At 30.3% G+C, this 18,579-nt stretch carries 19 protein-coding genes; 7 read left to right on the top strand and 12 right to left on the bottom strand.

Features of this window, described 5'->3' with window-relative positions; all coding sequences use genetic code 11:
- Positions 1–23 precede the first annotated feature (23 nt).
- The 5 genes from FVE77_RS10820 (at position 24) to FVE77_RS10800 (ending at position 5,000) form a co-directional block, all read left to right on the top strand.
- On the top strand, positions 24–1,139 hold the full coding sequence (locus FVE77_RS10820) for an ABC transporter substrate-binding protein (protein WP_026745742.1): 1,116 nt from the start codon (positions 24–26) through the stop codon (positions 1,137–1,139).
- 251 nt (positions 1,140–1,390) lie between these two features.
- Positions 1,391–2,287, top strand: a complete 897-nt coding sequence (locus FVE77_RS10815) for a branched-chain amino acid ABC transporter permease (RefSeq protein WP_026745743.1) — start codon at positions 1,391–1,393, stop codon at positions 2,285–2,287.
- Positions 2,288–2,311: 24 nt separating this feature from the next.
- The gene (locus tag FVE77_RS10810; protein WP_051254477.1) at positions 2,312–3,418 is read left to right on the top strand and encodes a branched-chain amino acid ABC transporter permease; all 1,107 of its coding nucleotides are present in this window, start codon (positions 2,312–2,314) and stop codon (positions 3,416–3,418) included.
- A 66-nt stretch (positions 3,419–3,484) separates the two neighbouring features.
- On the top strand, positions 3,485–4,243 hold the full coding sequence (locus FVE77_RS10805; protein WP_026745745.1) for an ABC transporter ATP-binding protein: 759 nt from the start codon (positions 3,485–3,487) through the stop codon (positions 4,241–4,243).
- A gap of 43 nt (positions 4,244–4,286) precedes the next feature.
- Positions 4,287–5,000 carry an ABC transporter ATP-binding protein gene (locus FVE77_RS10800; RefSeq protein WP_026745746.1) on the top strand — a complete coding sequence of 238 codons (714 nt, stop codon included), beginning with the start codon at positions 4,287–4,289 and terminating at the stop codon, positions 4,998–5,000.
- Between the two features lie 139 nt (positions 5,001–5,139).
- On the opposite strand, the gene FVE77_RS10795 is transcribed toward FVE77_RS10800, so the two are convergent.
- The 9 genes from FVE77_RS10795 to FVE77_RS10755 all read right to left on the bottom strand — a co-directional run bounded on the left by FVE77_RS10795 (position 5,140) and on the right by FVE77_RS10755 (position 12,777).
- The gene (locus tag FVE77_RS10795; protein WP_026745747.1) at positions 5,140–6,627 is read right to left on the bottom strand and encodes a hypothetical protein; all 1,488 of its coding nucleotides are present in this window, start codon (positions 6,625–6,627) and stop codon (positions 5,140–5,142) included.
- 136 nt (positions 6,628–6,763) lie between these two features.
- On the bottom strand, positions 6,764–7,909 hold the full coding sequence (locus FVE77_RS10790; protein ID WP_051254476.1) for a YARHG domain-containing protein: 1,146 nt from the start codon (positions 7,907–7,909) through the stop codon (positions 6,764–6,766).
- Between the two features lie 46 nt (positions 7,910–7,955).
- A complete protein-coding gene (locus FVE77_RS10785) occupies positions 7,956–8,486 on the bottom strand; it encodes a hypothetical protein (RefSeq protein ID WP_026745748.1) in 531 nt (176 codons plus the stop codon).
- Positions 8,487–8,906: 420 nt separating this feature from the next.
- Positions 8,907–9,380: a hypothetical protein gene (locus FVE77_RS10780; RefSeq protein WP_026745749.1), complete on the bottom strand. Its 474-nt coding sequence runs from the start codon at positions 9,378–9,380 to the stop codon at positions 8,907–8,909.
- A 106-nt stretch (positions 9,381–9,486) separates the two neighbouring features.
- A complete protein-coding gene (locus FVE77_RS10775) occupies positions 9,487–9,972 on the bottom strand; it encodes a B-box zinc finger protein (protein ID WP_006804977.1) in 486 nt (161 codons plus the stop codon).
- Between the two features lie 81 nt (positions 9,973–10,053).
- Positions 10,054–10,674 carry a J domain-containing protein gene (locus tag FVE77_RS10770; protein ID WP_026745750.1) on the bottom strand — a complete coding sequence of 207 codons (621 nt, stop codon included), beginning with the start codon at positions 10,672–10,674 and terminating at the stop codon, positions 10,054–10,056.
- A 42-nt stretch (positions 10,675–10,716) separates the two neighbouring features.
- Positions 10,717–11,175 carry a hypothetical protein gene (locus FVE77_RS10765; RefSeq protein ID WP_026745751.1) on the bottom strand — a complete coding sequence of 153 codons (459 nt, stop codon included), beginning with the start codon at positions 11,173–11,175 and terminating at the stop codon, positions 10,717–10,719.
- A gap of 17 nt (positions 11,176–11,192) precedes the next feature.
- On the bottom strand, positions 11,193–11,891 hold the full coding sequence (locus FVE77_RS10760; protein WP_026745752.1) for a hypothetical protein: 699 nt from the start codon (positions 11,889–11,891) through the stop codon (positions 11,193–11,195).
- A 250-nt stretch (positions 11,892–12,141) separates the two neighbouring features.
- A complete protein-coding gene (locus FVE77_RS10755; protein ID WP_026745753.1) occupies positions 12,142–12,777 on the bottom strand; it encodes a hypothetical protein in 636 nt (211 codons plus the stop codon).
- Positions 12,778–13,124: 347 nt separating this feature from the next.
- On the opposite strand from FVE77_RS10755, the gene FVE77_RS10750 reads away from it, so the two are divergent.
- Complete coding sequence (locus FVE77_RS10750; protein ID WP_026745754.1) at positions 13,125–13,943, top strand: Cof-type HAD-IIB family hydrolase; 819 nt, start codon at positions 13,125–13,127, stop codon at positions 13,941–13,943.
- Between the two features lie 79 nt (positions 13,944–14,022).
- On the top strand, positions 14,023–14,889 hold the full coding sequence (locus FVE77_RS10745) for an AraC family transcriptional regulator (RefSeq protein WP_026745755.1): 867 nt from the start codon (positions 14,023–14,025) through the stop codon (positions 14,887–14,889).
- A gap of 139 nt (positions 14,890–15,028) precedes the next feature.
- Here the strand turns inward: FVE77_RS10745 and FVE77_RS10740 are convergent, their stop codons facing one another.
- The 3 genes from FVE77_RS10740 to FVE77_RS10730 all read right to left on the bottom strand — a co-directional run bounded on the left by FVE77_RS10740 (position 15,029) and on the right by FVE77_RS10730 (position 18,041).
- Positions 15,029–15,982 carry an ATPase gene (locus tag FVE77_RS10740; RefSeq protein ID WP_026745756.1) on the bottom strand — a complete coding sequence of 318 codons (954 nt, stop codon included), beginning with the start codon at positions 15,980–15,982 and terminating at the stop codon, positions 15,029–15,031.
- A 41-nt stretch (positions 15,983–16,023) separates the two neighbouring features.
- The gene (gene mreB / locus FVE77_RS10735) at positions 16,024–17,055 is read right to left on the bottom strand and encodes a rod shape-determining protein (protein WP_026745757.1); all 1,032 of its coding nucleotides are present in this window, start codon (positions 17,053–17,055) and stop codon (positions 16,024–16,026) included.
- Between the two features lie 95 nt (positions 17,056–17,150).
- A complete protein-coding gene (locus FVE77_RS10730) occupies positions 17,151–18,041 on the bottom strand; it encodes an alpha/beta fold hydrolase (protein ID WP_026745758.1) in 891 nt (296 codons plus the stop codon).
- Positions 18,042–18,579 lie beyond the last annotated feature (538 nt).

Here is an 18,579-nt window from a genome sequence, read left to right as displayed (position 1 = left end):
TATAATAGTGAAGGAGAACGACGATGAAAAAAATATTATTCTTAGTTTCATTGTTGGCATTATTCGTACTGAGCTGTGGAGCAAAGTCGTCTAAGGACAGCAATGTTATAAAAGTTGGTGTTATAGGAGCATTGACTGGAAATGTGGCACAATATGGAACAAGTACAATAAACGGATTTAAATTGAAAGTAAAAGAAATAAACGCTGCTGGCGGAATTAATGGTAAAAAAATTGAAATTGTAGAAGCAGATAGTAAAGGTGATGTACAGGAAGCAATTAATGCATTTAAAAAAATGGTTTCACAAGATAAAATTGACATTTTTGTAGGAGAAGTTACATCTGGACCATCTCTTGCAATTGCGCCGCTTGCGCAACAAGCTAAAATTCCTATGATTACAGCAACTGGAACTGCATTTGACATTACAAAAGGAAAAGATTTTGTTTATAGAACTACATTTACAGATCCTTATCAAGGTGTCGTTGTTGCAAAATATGCAAAAGCAAAAGGGTATAAAAACATTACTGTTTTAACTAATACAGGAAGTGACTATTCTGTAGGGCTTGCAAACGCATTTAAGGAACAGGCTAAAAAAGAAGGAATTCAAGTAAAAGAAGAACAATACACTGCTGATGACAAGGACTTTAGAGCATTGCTTACAAAAGTAAAAGGATACAATTCTGAAGTAATTTTCGTACCAGATTATTACAATACAATTGGACTAATCTTGACACAGGCAAAAGAACTTGGAATAAACGCTCAATTCATGGGTGGAGATGGATGGGACGGAATCCAGACTAACTTTGGAAAAGTTGCAAATGGAGCAGTTTTTGCAAGCCAGTTTGCACCGGATGATCCTGATCAAAATGTTCAAAAATTTATTGCAGCATACAAAAATGAATATAAAATAGATCCAATTATTTTTGCCGCTTTAGGATATGATACTGGAACTATTTTAGAAACAGCGTTGAAAAATGTTTCTGACTTGTCTTCTAAAGATGCAATAAAAGAAGCAATTAAAAAATTTGATGGTACTTTGGTTACAGGTTCACTAAAATTTGATGCAGAAAGAAATCCTGAGAAAAAAGTTACATTTATTGAAGTGAAAGATGGAAAACTTTCATTGAAGGAAAAATTCTAGGAAAGAAAAAATTCTAAAAATATAGAAAATAATAATTGTTATAAAGTTCGGTTGTTAGGAGAAATTTTCTTTCTTCTAACAGTCTGGAACTTTTTTTATCTAAAAAGAAGAAAATTAATTTGGGTAAATATACGTAAGCAGCTTTAAGATTATATTTAATTACGGGGGAAGAGTATGATTTTAAAGCTGCCTAAGTATATGAATGAAAAATAAAGCGTATTTTAAGTAAAGAGTATGAGGAGTTTTTAAATATGTTAAAGAGTTTTATTGAACAGACTATTAACGGACTGCAGACTGGAAGCATTTACGCATTGATTGCGTTAGGATATACAATGGTTTACGGTATCGTTAAACTTATAAATTTTGCGCATGGTGATATACTTATGGTGGGAGCTTATGCTACTTTAATTGCCGTGTCACATGGAATGCCGTTAATTGTGGCTATTATTTTATCAATTGTTGTATGTGCTGTTTTGGGAGTTGTAATTGATTTTTTTGCATATCGTCCAATTCGAAATGCACCTAAAATTTCGGCACTTATAACAGCGATTGGAATGAGCTTTTTGCTGGAAAGCCTGGCACTTATAATATTTGGAGCAAATCCAAAAGTTATTGATCAGAAATATATACCGGCATTTTTATCAAATAATAACAAGATTAATTTAGGATTTTTAAGCATCAGCATGCTTACAGTATTTGTAATTGTAGTTACTTCAATTTGTATGATTGCCTTAAATTTATTTATTAAAAATACAAAATTAGGAAAAGCAACAAGAGCAGTTTCACAGGATACAGGAGCGGCACAGCTTATGGGAATTAATGTAAACAAAACTATTGCTATAACATTTGCGATTGGTTCTGGACTTGGGGCGTTAGGTGGAGCATTGTATGCGATTGTTTATCCGCAAATTGAGCCATATATGGGAATGCTGCCAGGACTGAAGGCTTTTATTGCGGCTGTATTTGGAGGAATTGGAAGTATTCCAGGAGCTATGGTTGGTGGATACGTCTTAGGACTTCTTGAAGCTTATGTAAAAGGTTCATCACTTACAACTTGGGCAAATCCTATAGTATTTGGTGTGCTGATATTGATATTAATTTTTAGGCCAAATGGACTGTTTGGTAAGAATATGAAAGAAAAAGTGTAATTGGAAGGGAGGAAAATGGAAAATATGGAAAAAAACAATAAAGATGTAAAAACAAAAAATATAGATAATACAGAAAAAAAACATAATGAACAGAACAAAAAAGATAAAGAAACAAAAGAATATAAATGGCAAAATTTGAACTATTTTAACAAATTAAATGTAAAAAATTATGTAGTTACATTTATTTCAATAATTGCACTTTATATCGTCCTAAGTTTTACTTTTGATCCAAATGATGCTTTCAGTTATACAAAAGGAATTTACATAAATATATTAATTTTCGTTTTATTTGCGGTAAGCCTGAACATAACAGTCGGGCTTATGGGACAGCTTAATTTGGGGCAAGCTGGATTTATCGCAATTGGTGGATATTCAGCGGCATTTATTTCAAAAATACTCGTAAATTATAACTTACCGACATTTTTACAGTTAATACTGGTATCATTGTTTGGAGGACTGGTTGCGGCTGTATTTGGATTTCTTGTTGGTGGAAGTACGCTAAGGTTAAGAGGGGATTATCTTGCGATTATTACTTTAGCATTTGGAGAAATTGTAAAATATATTATTCAAAATCTGGACTTTTTAGGTGGAGCAACTGGACTTAACAATATTCCAACAATTCTAGATTTTTCAAATACTTATTTCATCGTGGTTATTTCAATTATTGTAATTGCAATGGCGATGACTTCTCGAAAAGGGAAAGAGATTCTGTCAATTAGAGAAGATGAAATTGCAGCAGAGAATATAGGAATTGGATTAAATCGTGTAAAACTTTATGGATTTGCTTTTTCAGCGTTTTTTGCTGGAGTTGGAGGATCGTTATTTGCTCATAATATTGGAATTTTGACGCCAGATAAATTTGGATTTTTATTCTCAATAGAAATTCTTGTTATGGTAGTGCTAGGTGGACTTGGAAGTATTACGGGAGCGATTATAGCTGCAACGATTTTGACGCTTTTAAATGAAAGATTGAGAGATGTTTCGCAGTTTAGATACTTAGTCTATGCAATTATCTTGATTTCATTAATGATTTTCCGTCCAAAAGGGATTTTTGGTACGAAGGAATTTACATTCGCAGGAACAAAGAGAAGAATTAATAAACTTAGAAATTATAGAAATAACAAGAATTAAAAAAGTGAAAGTTAGAATTAAATATTTTTGATAAATATAAAAATGAAGTAAAATAGGAGATAAAATATGTCATTATTAAAAACGACAGATTTGGGAATATCTTTTGGAGGTCTAAGAGCTGTTGATGAGGTAAATATTGAGATTAAGCAAGGGGAACTGGTTGGATTGATTGGTCCAAACGGAGCTGGGAAAACGACAATATTTAACTTGCTGACAGGCGTTTACAAGCCTACTGACGGAGATATTTCTATAAATCAGATTAGTATAAATAAAAAAACTACTCCACAAATAGTTGCTTTAGGAGTTGCCAGAACATTTCAGAATATAAGATTATTTAAGGAATTAACAGTGCTTGACAACGTAAAGATGGCACTTAACAGCAGTATGAAATACAACACTTTTGAAGCGATTTTTAGGCTTCCTAGATTTTGGAAGGAAGAAAAGGAAATAACAGATAAGGCACTTGATTTGTTGGATATTTTTGATATGGCTGAAATGGCAAATATTACAGCTGGAAACCTGTCTTATGGACAGCAAAGAAAATTGGAGATAGCAAGAGCTTTGGCGACAAATCCAAAATTATTGCTACTGGATGAGCCTGCAGCAGGAATGAATCCAAATGAAACAAGGGAACTGATGAATACAATCAGCTTTATAAGAAATAAATTTAAAATTGCAATTCTGCTAATCGAGCATGATATGGACTTGGTAATGGGAATTTGTGAAAGACTTTATGTGCTGAATTTTGGAAGAATTATTGCTTCAGGACTTCCTGATGAGATTCAGAATAATAAGGAAGTTATAGCAGCTTATTTAGGAGAATAAAATTTAAGATGAAAATTAATAAAATTAGCAAAAAGGAGGAAAAGTGAATATTTTAAATGTAAATGATTTAAATGTATATTATGGCGGAATTCACGCTATAAAAAACATTTCATTTCAGATAAAAAAAGGTGAAATTGTTTCTCTAATTGGTGCAAATGGTGCGGGAAAAACATCCACACTTCATGCTATTTCAGGGCTTGTACCAATAAAATCGGGAGAAATTTCCCTAAGCGGGGAAAATGTAACTAACATTGATGCTTACAAGCTTGTCAGCCGTGGAATGGCACATGTTCCAGAAGGACGTAGAATCTTTACAGAATTGACTGTACTGGAAAATTTAGAAATGGGAGCATTTACAAGAAACGATACAGATCAAATAAAAAAAGATATGGAACATATGTTCACGCTGTTTCCACGGCTTGCTGAACGTAAAAAACAGCTGGCAGGAACAATGAGTGGAGGAGAACAGCAAATGCTGGCAATGGCAAGAGCCTTAATGTCAAATCCTTCACTACTATTGCTAGATGAGCCGTCAATGGGGCTAGCACCATTATTAGTACAGGAAATTTTCAACATAATTGTAAGAATTAATAAAGAAGAAAACGTAACTGTGCTGTTAGTAGAACAAAATGCCAATATGGCACTATCAATTGCAGACAGAGGCTACGTTCTGGAAACTGGAAAAATAATTCTGGAAGGAACAGGGAAGGAACTGCTTACAAATCCTGAAATTAAGAAGGCTTATCTTGGAGGATAAAATTAAGAAATTAGAATATTTGTTTTTGAAAACTGTCTTGAAAAGTTTTTTTGCTTTTTGAGATGGTTTTTTGTTTTGGGGAAGTTTTGAGAGAAGAAAAAAACTGGGATTTTTCCCAGTTAAAAAATTTATTGTTGTTTTAATTTAACAGCATATATCCTTCCGAATTCATTGCAGCTTCTATTTCAGGAATACTATAATATTTTTCATAGTTATTTTTATCATTCAAGTCATTATCATCATATGAAATGATATTGCCGTTTTTATCTAGAATAATGTTTTTTACTGTAACCGCTAAAATTTCTTCTCCAGTAGAAACAGAGCCGTAAAAATATTTTAAAGTCAAGTGTCCGCTATCGTCTTTTTTGTAATAAATATTTGGCAATGCTGAGTATGTAGACAAATCAACGACATTATAGAAAGCCATGTTGTCATAAGTATTTTCGAGCCTGGCTTGAGAAAGTTTTGTTACAAATGCCTTTAAATTTTTTACTTCATTAATCTCTTTTGCGATTTTTGGAAGATTTTCTATTTTTATTTTTACTTTTGTATTTTTAGGGCGGATTTTTAATTTTTTGGCTAAATCCTTATTGTATGTAAAATTCACTGTTACTGTGTCTCCATTTTTAAACTGCTTGTCTTTAGGATAGTCAATGCTAATTTCTCCATTATCTAGGAATTCCATTTCTTTTTGTGCTTTCTTATTATTATTTGCTTCCTCTTTCAACTTGAAATAGTAATCGTATTTTGTCTCCCATGATATTGAGGCATTTTCTGAATCTCCAGTGACTCTGACAGCATAAGCTTTGCTAAAATCGACATTATCTAAAAATATATAATTTACGCCAATATTGTAAAGTACCAATGCTCCTACGATTACAGCCACTATAATTCCAATTTTTTTCTTTTGTCCTGAATCCATCTTGTTGTATTTTTCTTTGGCAGTTTGGATTCCCGCTTGCACATCTGCCATTTCAAAGTCCTTGCTTTTAAATGCCTTGAAATAGTTTGTTGTTGTGGAAATAACTGCTAGGATTAGGAACAGCACTGAAAAAAATATCCATAGTTTTGGATTTGGATTTGGTATTTCCTGCTGATTGCTCATCATTGACATTCCAGCTGCAAGTGGATTTTTTACTATATTCATATATTTATCCACTTTTATAATTTCCAAAATTCCGATTAATGCGACTCCAACTGCTGATAAATAATTTATTTTTGTAAAATTGCTTGTTAAATTTTCCTTTTTCATTTTTAAATACGACAGAACAAGTACAATTATTAATAGAATTGTTCCAAATTTAAAGATGTTATGAACATTTGAAATAGTTTGCAGAATATTCAGTATGGATGTTCCGGCATCTCCAAGAGCCCCTAGTCCGCCCATCAAATCTGAACTGGAAGAGGCTTTTTCCACTTTTTTAATTTGCATATAGAACATAAGCCCTTTGAATGCTAGCCACAGTATTCCAGCTAAGATTGCGGCACTTAATCCAAAAATACTTTTTAGAAAAAGTTTATTTTGATTGTTGTCCTTTGAAAGAATATTGTCGAGAAATCCCTGAGACTGGTTGTTATTAGAGTTTGTATTATTTTCTTCATTTTTTATATTATTCTGATTTTCCATTTTTCCTCCTTGTATTTCAGTTTTTTGGTTATATACTCAAACCTATTTTAAATTAAACTGCTAAAATTATATAAATTTATGGTTTGAGTAAAATAGTCATAGCTTTTGAGTTTAGTTTTAAATAAGTTTTACTATATTATTTTTCTCGTTCCTTAATTATGAGAACAAATCGTTTTTCTTCTGGATTTAATATTTCATCGGAATCGTATATCCCGTTATACCAGCTTTTTTGAGAAAAGTAGCTTGAATATTTAGGATTTTTAAATTTATATCCTTTCTTGGCAAAAAGTGTATTCCTTATATAGCCTAATTTTTCTTTTGAAAACGTATTTAATATCGCCGTATTATTTTTATGCATTACTTCATCATAAACTCGGTCTAATGTTGCTAAATCGTCATCATTCTGATTTGTTCCAGATTGATTTTGCTGAGGTGCCGTATTTGGTACAACTGTTGCATTAGGGTCTGCTGGCTGTCCTGAAGTTGGTGTTGAAGTTCCAGGTTTTCCAAGCTGGTACATTATTCTATCTAATTTTTCAATTCCCTCTTCGTTTATAAATCCAGCCGATTTCTCAGCAGGTTTCAAGTAAAGTGCTTCTAGAAGTCTTTTTTCAACTAAGACTTCAGATTTGTCAGCTTTGGAATCTAGTTTATACTTTTCTTCCGTAACTTTCCCTTCTGAATATGAATAGATGATTTTATAAAAAGAGCCGTTTTCCTTAACAATTCCGCTCACACTGTTGCTTAAAACTGTAATATTATCTGCTTTTTTACCATTAACTTCTATTTTTCCAGTACTGTTAGCTATATTAAAGGTGTATGAATTTTTTCCATACGAAGTACGAACTTCAGCTACTTTTTTTCCATAGGATGTATCATTTTTTTCGTATATAAATTCTGTTGTAATTCCATTTTTTATTTGTGAAAAACTTAAAATAATATTATTTTTGAAAACATCCTTTCTTTTAAATCCGCTCATTTTGTAATTTATTTCAGATTCTCCTTCCAGTTTACCATTTTTTACAAAAAAATACCCGCTTTCATAAAATGTGTCAAACGTAATTTTTCCTGTGAATGGAGCACCTTGATACAAAATAAAATCATTGTCAATCTTAAAGTCTGTTAAGTTAAGTGCAACTGCAGGACCTTGTGGATTTTGAGGCTTTACATAGACAGTCGTTTGATTTGCAGTATTATTTGCATTTTTCGTGTTACCATTTTCTTTATTTGAACAAGATACCGTAAATGCCAAGATAAGAATTGCTATTGATAACTTTTTCATATTTTCTTATATTTCCTTTCTTTAAAATTTTTTATTGAAAAACAATTTAATTATTGTTATGGAATAACCAGTCTAAATATAATTTTGTATTTTTTTCTGTAGTTGAATCAAGTCTTTTCGCATTTTTAGACTTTAACAGAGCATTTAATTCACTTTCTGAAAGTACTTGATAACTGTCTCTCTCATATTTTTTTCCATTTTTTATTTCAGTTCCAGGAAACATTCCCATATATGAAATAAGAGTTATACCGTAAGAATTAGTTGTTGGTATCTTTTTATTCTTTTGAGATTTATAAACCAAATTAGGATAGCCTTCTTTATCATAATTTCCCGTTATTTCAATAGGCGTATATGAAATTTTGTATTTTTTTCCTACTTTCAAAATATTAATAAAAAAATTTTGTTTTTCCCACACACCGTCATCTCCTTCCGGAGTTTCTTGATAGAACCAGTCTTTCTGATTAGAAATATAAATTTGTGTTTCAGGTGAGAAAAAACTATTTCTTTCCTGTTCCGTTATTTCTGCAAAAGCAAAAGTTCCTAAAATAAGTATTAACATTAAAATAAGTTTTTTCATGATTCATTCTCCTTCATTTTTTAATTTTTTAAATAACTTTGTCCTGGTATTTAGTTTTTTTTGTTATTTAATAAATAATTTTATATTATAAAGTACAAGGAATTAGGTCATTTCCTTTTTATATTATACTTAAAACTCTTTATTTTATAACTCTTCCTTGAATTATAAAATTTTTTATATTATATCACATAAAATATTAATATTGCTTATTATTTTGTTATAAACATAAAATTATAGTTAAACAAAAATGATTTAATACCATAAAATAAGGGTTTAAAATAATTGCTTATAAAGATGAATTTTTATTAAAATCCTTGAAATCAAAGATATTTATAAAGATACAGTATAGAAAGAAACTGGGATTTCTCCCAGCTTACTATTTAATTTTTCAGGTTATTTGCTGTGTTAAATTCAAAACTTTTAATATGTTTGTACTGGCTTAAAAACTTTGAATTTTTGTAAATCACAGTCTCCTGCTATTTTTTCAAAAAAGATTAGAGTATTGTTTTCGTATATGTTAAATTCCATTATTGGATAAACGTATAAGTTGTAGTCTGTCTGGTTGCTGCAAAACCAGAATGTCCCTTTTTCAGGATCGGTAAAAAATATTCCAACTTCGCCTTTGTTATTCCAGTTAAAGATATTTTCCTTTGGAATGGGTAATTTATCTGTTCTTCTTTTCAACTCTCTCATTATTATTAAACCTTCAATTTCAAACCATCCTTTAAAAATGAAAAAAATAATAACAGAATAAATACCAACCATTATCATCAGTTCATTCATTGCTTTTCCAAAAAACATACTCAGAATTAATGCCCTTATAACAAAAATAGCAATAAAGACATATTTTACTAAATAACATAGTTTTATGTAACTGTATTCGTTAGATTTCATATTAATCTCCTTCATTATTGATTTTTTTGACATAAAAATATTAAAAGTTAAAATTTTTATGAAATACACGATAATATAGAATACTATAAAAACTAAATTTTCGTGATTATCTTGCTTGATGACTCATTATTTGTTCAAGTAAAGCCTTATTTTCTTGAACAGTCTTTGATGTATTTAAATAATTAAAGATTGAAATTATTGCAAAAATTGGTCCAAAAATAAGGGCTATTCCTAATTTCATTAGCAATAGTTTTCCTAATCCTTCCATAGAAACTGGTACGTATGGACTTGGTGCATTTTTTGAAGCAAATAAGCCTATTGGAGCACTTCCAAACCATATAGCCAGAAGCAATGCCCCTTCAAAATTCTTCCCAACAAATGAGAAAAATACGACAGCTGCTATGATTCCACCTACAATGTAAACCATTTTTAATTTTGATAAATATTTTTCCTGATAGGCAATTAAATTACTAAAGCAGTCAGGACAGTACATTTCTCCTCTTATATCTACTGTACAGTCGGTACAGATTGCCTTGTTACAGTTTTTACATATAACATGGGCATCTTTATCATGATGATAAAAACATTTCACTATTTTTCCTCCTTTTGATAATGATTTTCTAAATATTATCATGTATTTTACAAAAATTTTAACTTTTAAAATTTTGCTTTTTTAGTTTTTAGATATTTTAGATAGATAGTATTCCAGATTGGCATCTAAGTATTCTTTTGCCGCATTTACACGTTGCATATCGGCAGTGGTGTCCTTTCCAGGGTTTTTGTCTGGATGGAATTCTTTTGCTTTTGTTCTGTGTGCCTTTTTTATAGTTTGAAGAGTCAGTTCGCCACTTGAATCAAGCCCAAGGACTTTCAGATTTTCTTCAAATTTTCCAATTATATCTTCAGCTGAATAATGGGTGCTGTACCCTTGCTGATTCTGCTGTTCTTGCCATTTCTGCTGGTATTTTTCGTATTCTTTTTGATACCATTCGTTGAACCAGTTTTCATACTCCTGATATATTTTTTCATCTTCTTTTTCTTCTTCAAAAAATTTTCCAAACATTTCTGGAAGTTTAAAGCTTAATGTCTCTATGAAAAATGCAACTCCCAGCAAAATAGCTACTATAACCAGAAAATTCCAAAAGAAGCTCCAGTTATGAACCAAAAAACTTATAAGAGCTGTTATTGCAAGAGGAACTAAAAGAAGAAATACTAAAATTGCACTGGTAAATGATACAAAAGTTAGAATAGAATTTATTACAAATTGTGTAATTCTGACAGCTTGCTTATTCATATTTTATTTCCTTTCTTCAAATTTTTTGCTATAAATTTATCCTTATTTTATTTCATCAGTAAACGGAAGTTTTTTATAGTTTATATTTTCAAATTCAAAATAATTTTTTACAGTTTTATTATTGTATCCAGTATTCTCAAACTCAAAATCAGCTCTTTTGGAGACTCCCCATCCTCTTAAGTCTAGTTCCCGATTTTTATAAAATTCTAGTTTTGCACCTTGATTAATATATGTTTTATGAGATGATTTCAACTTTTTGTTAAAAAATTTAGATGCATCCAAATTGTAGCCTCTTACCCAATTATACGCCAAAGCAACGTCTTTGTATTCTGTTCCGTTAATATTGCAAGTATCGTAAAATCTAAAATAATCTCCTGTACCATTTCCAAAATCTCCACCTATACTAGAAAATCCAGTACAGTAGCTCCCTTTTTTCACAGTAATTTGTTGTCCAAATGCAAAACTTCCAATTAACAGTCCTGCTAATAATAATTTTTTCATTATTTTCACTTCCTTTTTTATTTAAAAATTTGATTTCTTTTTTTAATTCTTTCCTTAATTTCTTCTGCTTCTGAATCTGAAATAATTCGTTCATGTGGCTGAACATTTCCACTATATCGTTGTCTTTCGTAAGTATGGATATCGATATCATCGTGTACTTCTCTAACTCTGTTTACTGCAACATTTCCAATGAAGTTTCCGATTCCTAGCACTTTAAATACTAAATAGCCTGCTATAAATAGAGCAATTAACGGTATTGCAAATAATACAAGTATCCCTATTCCGATTAGTTTTAAAATTAGTAAGATGTATTGCTTTGTAGTAGTATTTTCTTCTCTGGCAATATTATCTTTGGAAGTTAGATATTTTTTGTTCAATACAGCAAAAATAATTGCTCCAGTTATAAATTGTACAGCTGTTGCAATTGTAGAAATCGTAGTTTCAGTTGGATGACTATAATTAAACAGGCTAAGAATGTAAAATATACCTTTTAGTATAAGGAATAAAACAGCTCCTACAATTGTTCCTGCCACAGATCCTAATAGCCAGTATGATACAAGATATGTAATCCATACTTTTCCTTTTGTTACTCCTTCGAGAGGCTTACGTCTTATAGATAGGACTATAATGAAAATATGCAGTATAACAGAAGCCAAAAATATGAGTTTCAATGTTAATGATGAAGAATCGTTAAAAATTTGAATAATTTGTGACATTGACTTTTCTTCCTTTCTTTAAATATTCTGTTTTATTTTATTTCGCATACTTGTCTCGCATACTTGGAGGAATTTTATTAGGATTTTTTCTAAAATATTCCTCTCGAACTTTTTCATAAATTTTCCTTCTTTCCTTTTTTATAAATTTATTTTTTTATTAATAACTATTTTCAAGAAAACTGGGATTTCTCCCAGTTTCTGTTGTTCCAAAATAATCAGACAATCTAAAATTCTGATAAATTTTTATAAATTAATTAAACTTTTTCCCATTAATATAAATCTCAGCTTCAGGATTTGTTGAATCAAACCATGCAAAGTTTCCATTTTCTGCCTTTCCATTTTTCATTGCCAACGTAGTTACTGTCAGTTGATTATCCCAAATATACATAGCTAACTTGTGATCCAAATATACGTCACTACTAATTTCCTTTTCTTTACCTGATTTATCTCTTGAAAAACATCCAAGTACATATTCCTTATCGATAAAATCTATAATTTCATATACTGGAAATTCGACATATCCATAAAATGACCTACGTCCTATTGCATATAAAAATCCTCCTGGTATTATTCTGCACTCTATATAATTTACTTTAGTTGCTGTTCCTTGCAAATCTCTATGTTTATATATAGCATTTCTTTCTCTCGAATATATATCCTTTTCATATTGATAATCATTTTTATCAAAAGGATTTACAATTATTTTAGATCCATATTCATCTGTTATTAAATACCCCCTAGTTCCTCCAGTTTTCCCAGAACTGTTTGACGAAGATGATGAACTGCCTGTTCCAGTTACTGCATTTTTCAATTTTTTCCAGAAGTCTGCCTTTGCTGGAATTGTGAATGTTAGGCATAGCATTGCAATTAAAAGTAGTTTTTTCATGTTTTTCTCCTTAATTTTTTGAAATTTAATTTATTGAGTCAATTTAATTATATTATACCTTAAAACCCTTAGTTTTTTTTTTTGCTTAGAAAAAATTTTTAGGCAGATTAATATTTAATAAAAAGGTTATTAAGTGGACTTTTCCCCATATTTCCTGTATAATATCAATATAAAGCACCAGTTTTACAGGAAGAAAAATCTATGTTAATGAGCTGAAGGAATATTTACGGATATTTTATGTGGATGAAATTACACAGCGATAAGACTATCGACGAACTGGGCAACTACAGAAAAAGATTTGAATAAATTAGTAAAATTATTATAAATAAAGAAAGTGAGAGGATTTTATGGATTATAAATTGATTGCGACTGATATGGATGGAACATTGCTTGATGAGGAGCATGGGATAACAAAGGAAAATGTTGAGGCAATTATTAAAGTTCAGAGGGAAAAAGGAGTTAAATTTGTACTTGCGAGCGGAAGACCAAGTTATGCGATGCTTGAGTATGCAAAAGAGCTTCAAATGGATAAGTATGAAGGTTATGTCTTGGCATTTAACGGTGGAGAATTAATTGATATGAAGACAAATGAAGTAATTTTTCACGAAGGGCTTGAAAAAAAGGATATTGAAAACGTTTATAAAGTTTCAAAGGAAATAAATGTTCCGATGATTTTATACGTTGGAGATACAATTTATGGAACTGAAGCGACAGATGGAGTAATGTATGAAGCCGATCAATGCAAGATGAAATTTCAAAAATTCGATACACTTGAAGACTTGGAGAAAAAAGGAATTGATAAAACTACAAAATGTATGATTATTGGAAAGCCTGAAGAAGTATTGATTGCTCAGGAACACATGAATAAAGTTCATGGAAACGATTATTTTATTGCCATTTCAAAACCAATCTTTCTAGAAATTGCCAATAAAAATGTGGATAAAGGGAAAACATTGAAAAAATTGGGAGAAATTGAAAATATAAAGCCCGAGGAAATGATTGCAGTTGGTGACAGTGCCAACGATAAGCCATTGCTGGAGTACGTAGGAATGCCTGTGGCTGTGGAAAATGCTATTCCTGAAATTAAGGAAATAGCTAAATTTATTTCAACATCAAATGTGGAGCATGGATTGAAAACTACGATTGAAGAGTTTTTTGAATTTTAAAACTATAAAATTTGTACAGGAATTATTGGGAAAAAAGTCGAAAAATCATATATACTTTTAATGTAAGGAGGAAAAATATATGATTAAGGCATTTAATGAAACGATGAAATATATCGAAGAGACCTTGACTGACAGAATTGACGAGAGAAAGTTTGCATTGCTTTCTGGATATTCATATCCGCTGTTTAGCAGAATGTTCTCAATTATGGTGGATTATCCGTTAAGCGAGTATATTCGCTTTAGAAAGTTGAGCTGTGCTGCGATAGATTTACGTGAAAGCGATGAAAAGATAATAGAAATAGCCTTTAAATACGGTTATGAATCTCAAGATTCATTTTCCTTGGCATTCAAAAAATTTCATGGGCATACGCCAAAGGAAGTCAGAAAAGGAAGTGCGTTTCAAATTTTTTCTCCTATAAGATTATCTTTAAGTGTTGAAGGAGGAAAAAACATGGACATCAAAATTATGAAAAAATCGGCTTTTAAAGTTGCAGGCTTGACAGAAAGAATTGAAGAAGGTGGCGATTTTCCTAATGTCTGGGACAAACTTTTTAAAAAAGTATCTGAAGAAAAATTGGAAAGCTTAGGAAAGGGACAAAGTTATGGAGCATGCTACGAAATCGAAAAAAATGAAAAAGAAAATTCTGAAAGCAAGTATACAGTAAGCTATATGGCTGGATATGATGCTCAAAATATTGACAAGGCAGCAGATTTAGGACTAAGTATTCTTGAAGTCCCTGAAGCTGAATATGCTGTAGTAAAATTGAAAGGAATTGTTCCAAATTGTATTCACGAAGGCTGGAAATATGTGACAGGAACATTTTTTCCAGAACAAGGTTATAGACACGCTGGAACGCCTGATTTTGAAGTTTATAGTGAAGGAGATATGTATAATCCTGACTATGAAATGGAACTTTGGGTTCCGATAGTAAAAGATAAAAATTAAATTTATAATATTTTTTCTAAATCTTTTAAAAAATTATTTTAACTGATTTCTGCTATTTAAATGTTATAAAAAAATGGGAGATATTCTGACTACACAGTTTATTTCCCGTTTTATTTTTATTAATTTTATTCAATTAGTTTTAAGAACTTTGTAAAATATCAAAAAAATTAAAAATAACACTTTTTACATTTACATTGTTTCTAATACTGTTTTTCAAATTTATCAATTTTTTCAATTCGTCTGCTTCCACAGAATGTTTTACATTTATAATAATTTTTGAAAGGAAATTTATCAGAAATTCCTTTTCCTTTTTTAGTTCACTTTCGATTTCATTTATAAAAAAATATACGTTTTCAATATCCCAGAAACGTATTCGCTGTGATAACAATTCGATACTTTTATTATATTTTATCGTTAAATCTAGATTATTTTTTATAACCAGTTCTCCAGTTGTGTAATTTTTCATTTCAAAAATAATTTGTAAAATATCTTCCACAGTATTAATTTGAAACTGAATATCATCAAGTGAGAGATTTTGTTTTTTAAATTCTAAAATATCGTTTTCATTTCCATCAAAGAAATAGTAGATTTCCTTGCTGACTCCCAGTTCATCATTATTCATTCCAGATAGATGAAATTTGATTGTACGGGATTTTATTGTGGAAATGATGTTTAATGTTCTTGATAGAAGTATGAAATATACGTTTTGTGGCGGCTCTTCCAAAATTTTTAAAAGTGCGTTTGAAGATTCTTTTCGCAAATTTTCGATTCCGCACAGGATAAATATTTTTTTGGGTGAATTGAATGAAGATTCTATTGATGAATAGATGATTTCTCGCACTTCATCAATTTTTATGTTTTCATTATTTTTATTTATTATTTCAATGTCGGGATGCTGAAAATTGTTAATAAGATGCTCTATTTTCTCTTTTTCAGCGTCATTCGGCATATCCTTTGTCATAATCATCTTTGAAAACATTAGTGCATAAGAAAGCAAGTCAACTCTCTTATCGCCGTAAAAGAGGTAACTTGCACTTATTTTATCTTGATTTATTTCATTTTTAAATTTTTCAGTTATTTCCTGTAATTTCATTTTTTCCCATTTTCTCTTTTTTAGATTAACAACAGATATTATTAATTTTCTTTCATTTGAAGAGTTCTTAATAATTTTTTGTTGTCAAATGCGGCTCCTCCACCTAAAACTACTGAATCTAATGGATTTGGAGATAAGAACACTTTAATTCCAACTTCTTTTTCCATCATATCAATAAAGTTTTTGATTAATGAACCTCCACCAGTCATTACAATTCCATTATCCAAAATGTCTGCCGCCAGTTCAGGAGGACATTTTTCAAGAACTTCTTTTGTAGAGTTTACAATTTGGAATAAAGAATCTTCAATTGCTTCATAAATTTCATTTGCGTTGATTTCTACTGTGTTAGGAATACCAGATTCCAAATCTCTACCTTTTATTTCCATAACTTCAGGCGACTGAACTTTTAATGCTGTAGCCATTTCCTTTTTAATTTTTTCGGCAGTTCTGTCTCCAATTAACAAGTTGTATTTTCTTTTTACATATCTTACAATATCTTCGTCAAATCTGTTTCCAGCGATTCTGATTGACTTGCTTGCGATAATTTCATCAAGTGAAAGAATTGCAATGTCGGTAGAACCTCCACCTATATCGATTACCATGCTTCCTTCAGGTTGTGAAATATTTACGCCTGAACCGATGATGGCAGCTCTTCCTTCCTCAATAATATACGTTTTTTTAGCACCTTTTACTGCATCAAACAAGGCTTTTCTTTCCACGCTTGTTACTTCGATTGGCACACAGATCATTACTTCTGGCTTGAATAATGAATTTCCATAAATTTTATGGATAAAGTATGTAATCATTTCCTTTGTTGAGTCGATGTCGGCAATAACTCCATCTTGTAAAGGCTTGATAGCTTGAATGCTGTCAGGAGTTTTTCCTAACATTTCCCTAGCTTCTCTTCCAACTGCAATTAATTTTCCAGTTTTTCTATCTCTTGCAACCACAGATGGCTCGTTCAACACTATTTTTTTTCTTTGTTTATCATAAATCAATATGTTTGCAGTTCCCAAATCTATTGAGATACTTTTATTTACTCTAAATATTTTTACAAAATCAAATGCTCCCATTTTTCCTCCTATTAAAATTAACTTTCTTAATTATATCATACTTTTCGATAAAAATTTATTATTTTTTGTAAATTTTTTAAATTTTTTGTTATAAATTAAAAATCTTTTGCATTTAGCCACTTTAAAATTTCGTCATAAATTTCGTGCTTATTTGTTTCGTTAAGTGATTCATGCCGTCCGTTTTTATTTTCAAGAATATTTATTCTTCTTTTTTTCTTTCTTAATACATTAAAAATTTTACTAATATATGAAATATCGACCACTTTGTCATCAGTTCCATAAATGGCTAGTATTTTTGCATGCTCGTCTAATTTTTTGTAATTTCTGTTGATAAATCCCATCATAGAAAAAATTCCAGAAAAAAACTTTGGTGTGACAGGATAGCCGCAAAGTTCGTCATCTTCATATTTTTTATTTTCACCCTCATCTCTTGTTAACCAGTCAAATTTAGTTGTATTTGGCTCAAATGCTGAATTCCATTTTTCAAAAATCTTGTTAAATGCAGAAATTTTTCTGAAAGTAATTCTTTCCAAAAGAGTGGCAAGGCTTCCACCGACGGCTGATAATTGATTTTTTAAAGGGAAAGCTGATAAAATAAAGTATTTGTATTTATTTTTTATTCCCCACTGCATTCCAATAAGGGCGCCCATGCTATGTCCCAAAATTGTTGTATTACTTGGAGTTGCTCCAGCTTTACTCAAAATCTTTGAAAAAAAGTTGTCAATATCTTTAAAGACAGCTTTTATTCCGTTTTTTCCAAAATCTCCAGCTTCATCCTCTTTCAGCTCGCCATGTCCTCGAATTTCCATAACAAACACATTGTATCCATTTGAAGCTAAAAACTCCCCAAAATCAGCATATCTATCTACAGGCTCCATCATTCCGTGAAATATCACAACATTGTTTTTATATTTTTCTCTTTTTGATTCAAAAAATAAATAAGGAATTTTTTTATTATCAAAACCTTCAAAATATTGTTTTTCCATTATTTTCCTTTCTGAAAAAATATTATCAAATACTCAATCTTTCAATAATTTTAAACAAGTACTTATACTCATTATAATATAATATTATTTTTTTTGCAATTACAAATTTTTTTCTTGCAGATAAGCAGAAAGTGAAAACGTCTTTAGGTGTCAATAAGTAAAAACCCACAGATTACTATATCTGTGGGCAAACGGAGATTGGAGGCTAAAATTATTATTTGCTAAAATAGAAATAGAAAATTATGGCTATAATAGCAACAAAGATGAAATCTCCGCTTATCACAATCTTATCTCCATCCGTATTTGGTTTATGGAGTAGTGAACTCCAAAAATTATTATATCATAATGCAATAAAAAAAACACCCCTTTCTAAAAAGAAGAGGTATTTTTTTCACTATTTTTTAACCAAATACAGACTTTAAATCCGTTTTTTATACACGTTTATTATATCACATTCTATATTTATCAGTCAATCAAATTTCTATTACTTTTTCAGAAAATGGAAAATATGAAAAATATATGAAAAAAACTATATTAA

The sequence above is a fragment of the Leptotrichia hofstadii genome (genome assembly GCF_007990525.1).
GTDB lineage: Bacteria > Fusobacteriota > Fusobacteriia > Fusobacteriales > Leptotrichiaceae > Leptotrichia > Leptotrichia hofstadii.
Note: the sequence above shows the minus strand (reverse complement) of the source record. Positions and strands in the feature narration are given on the sequence as shown.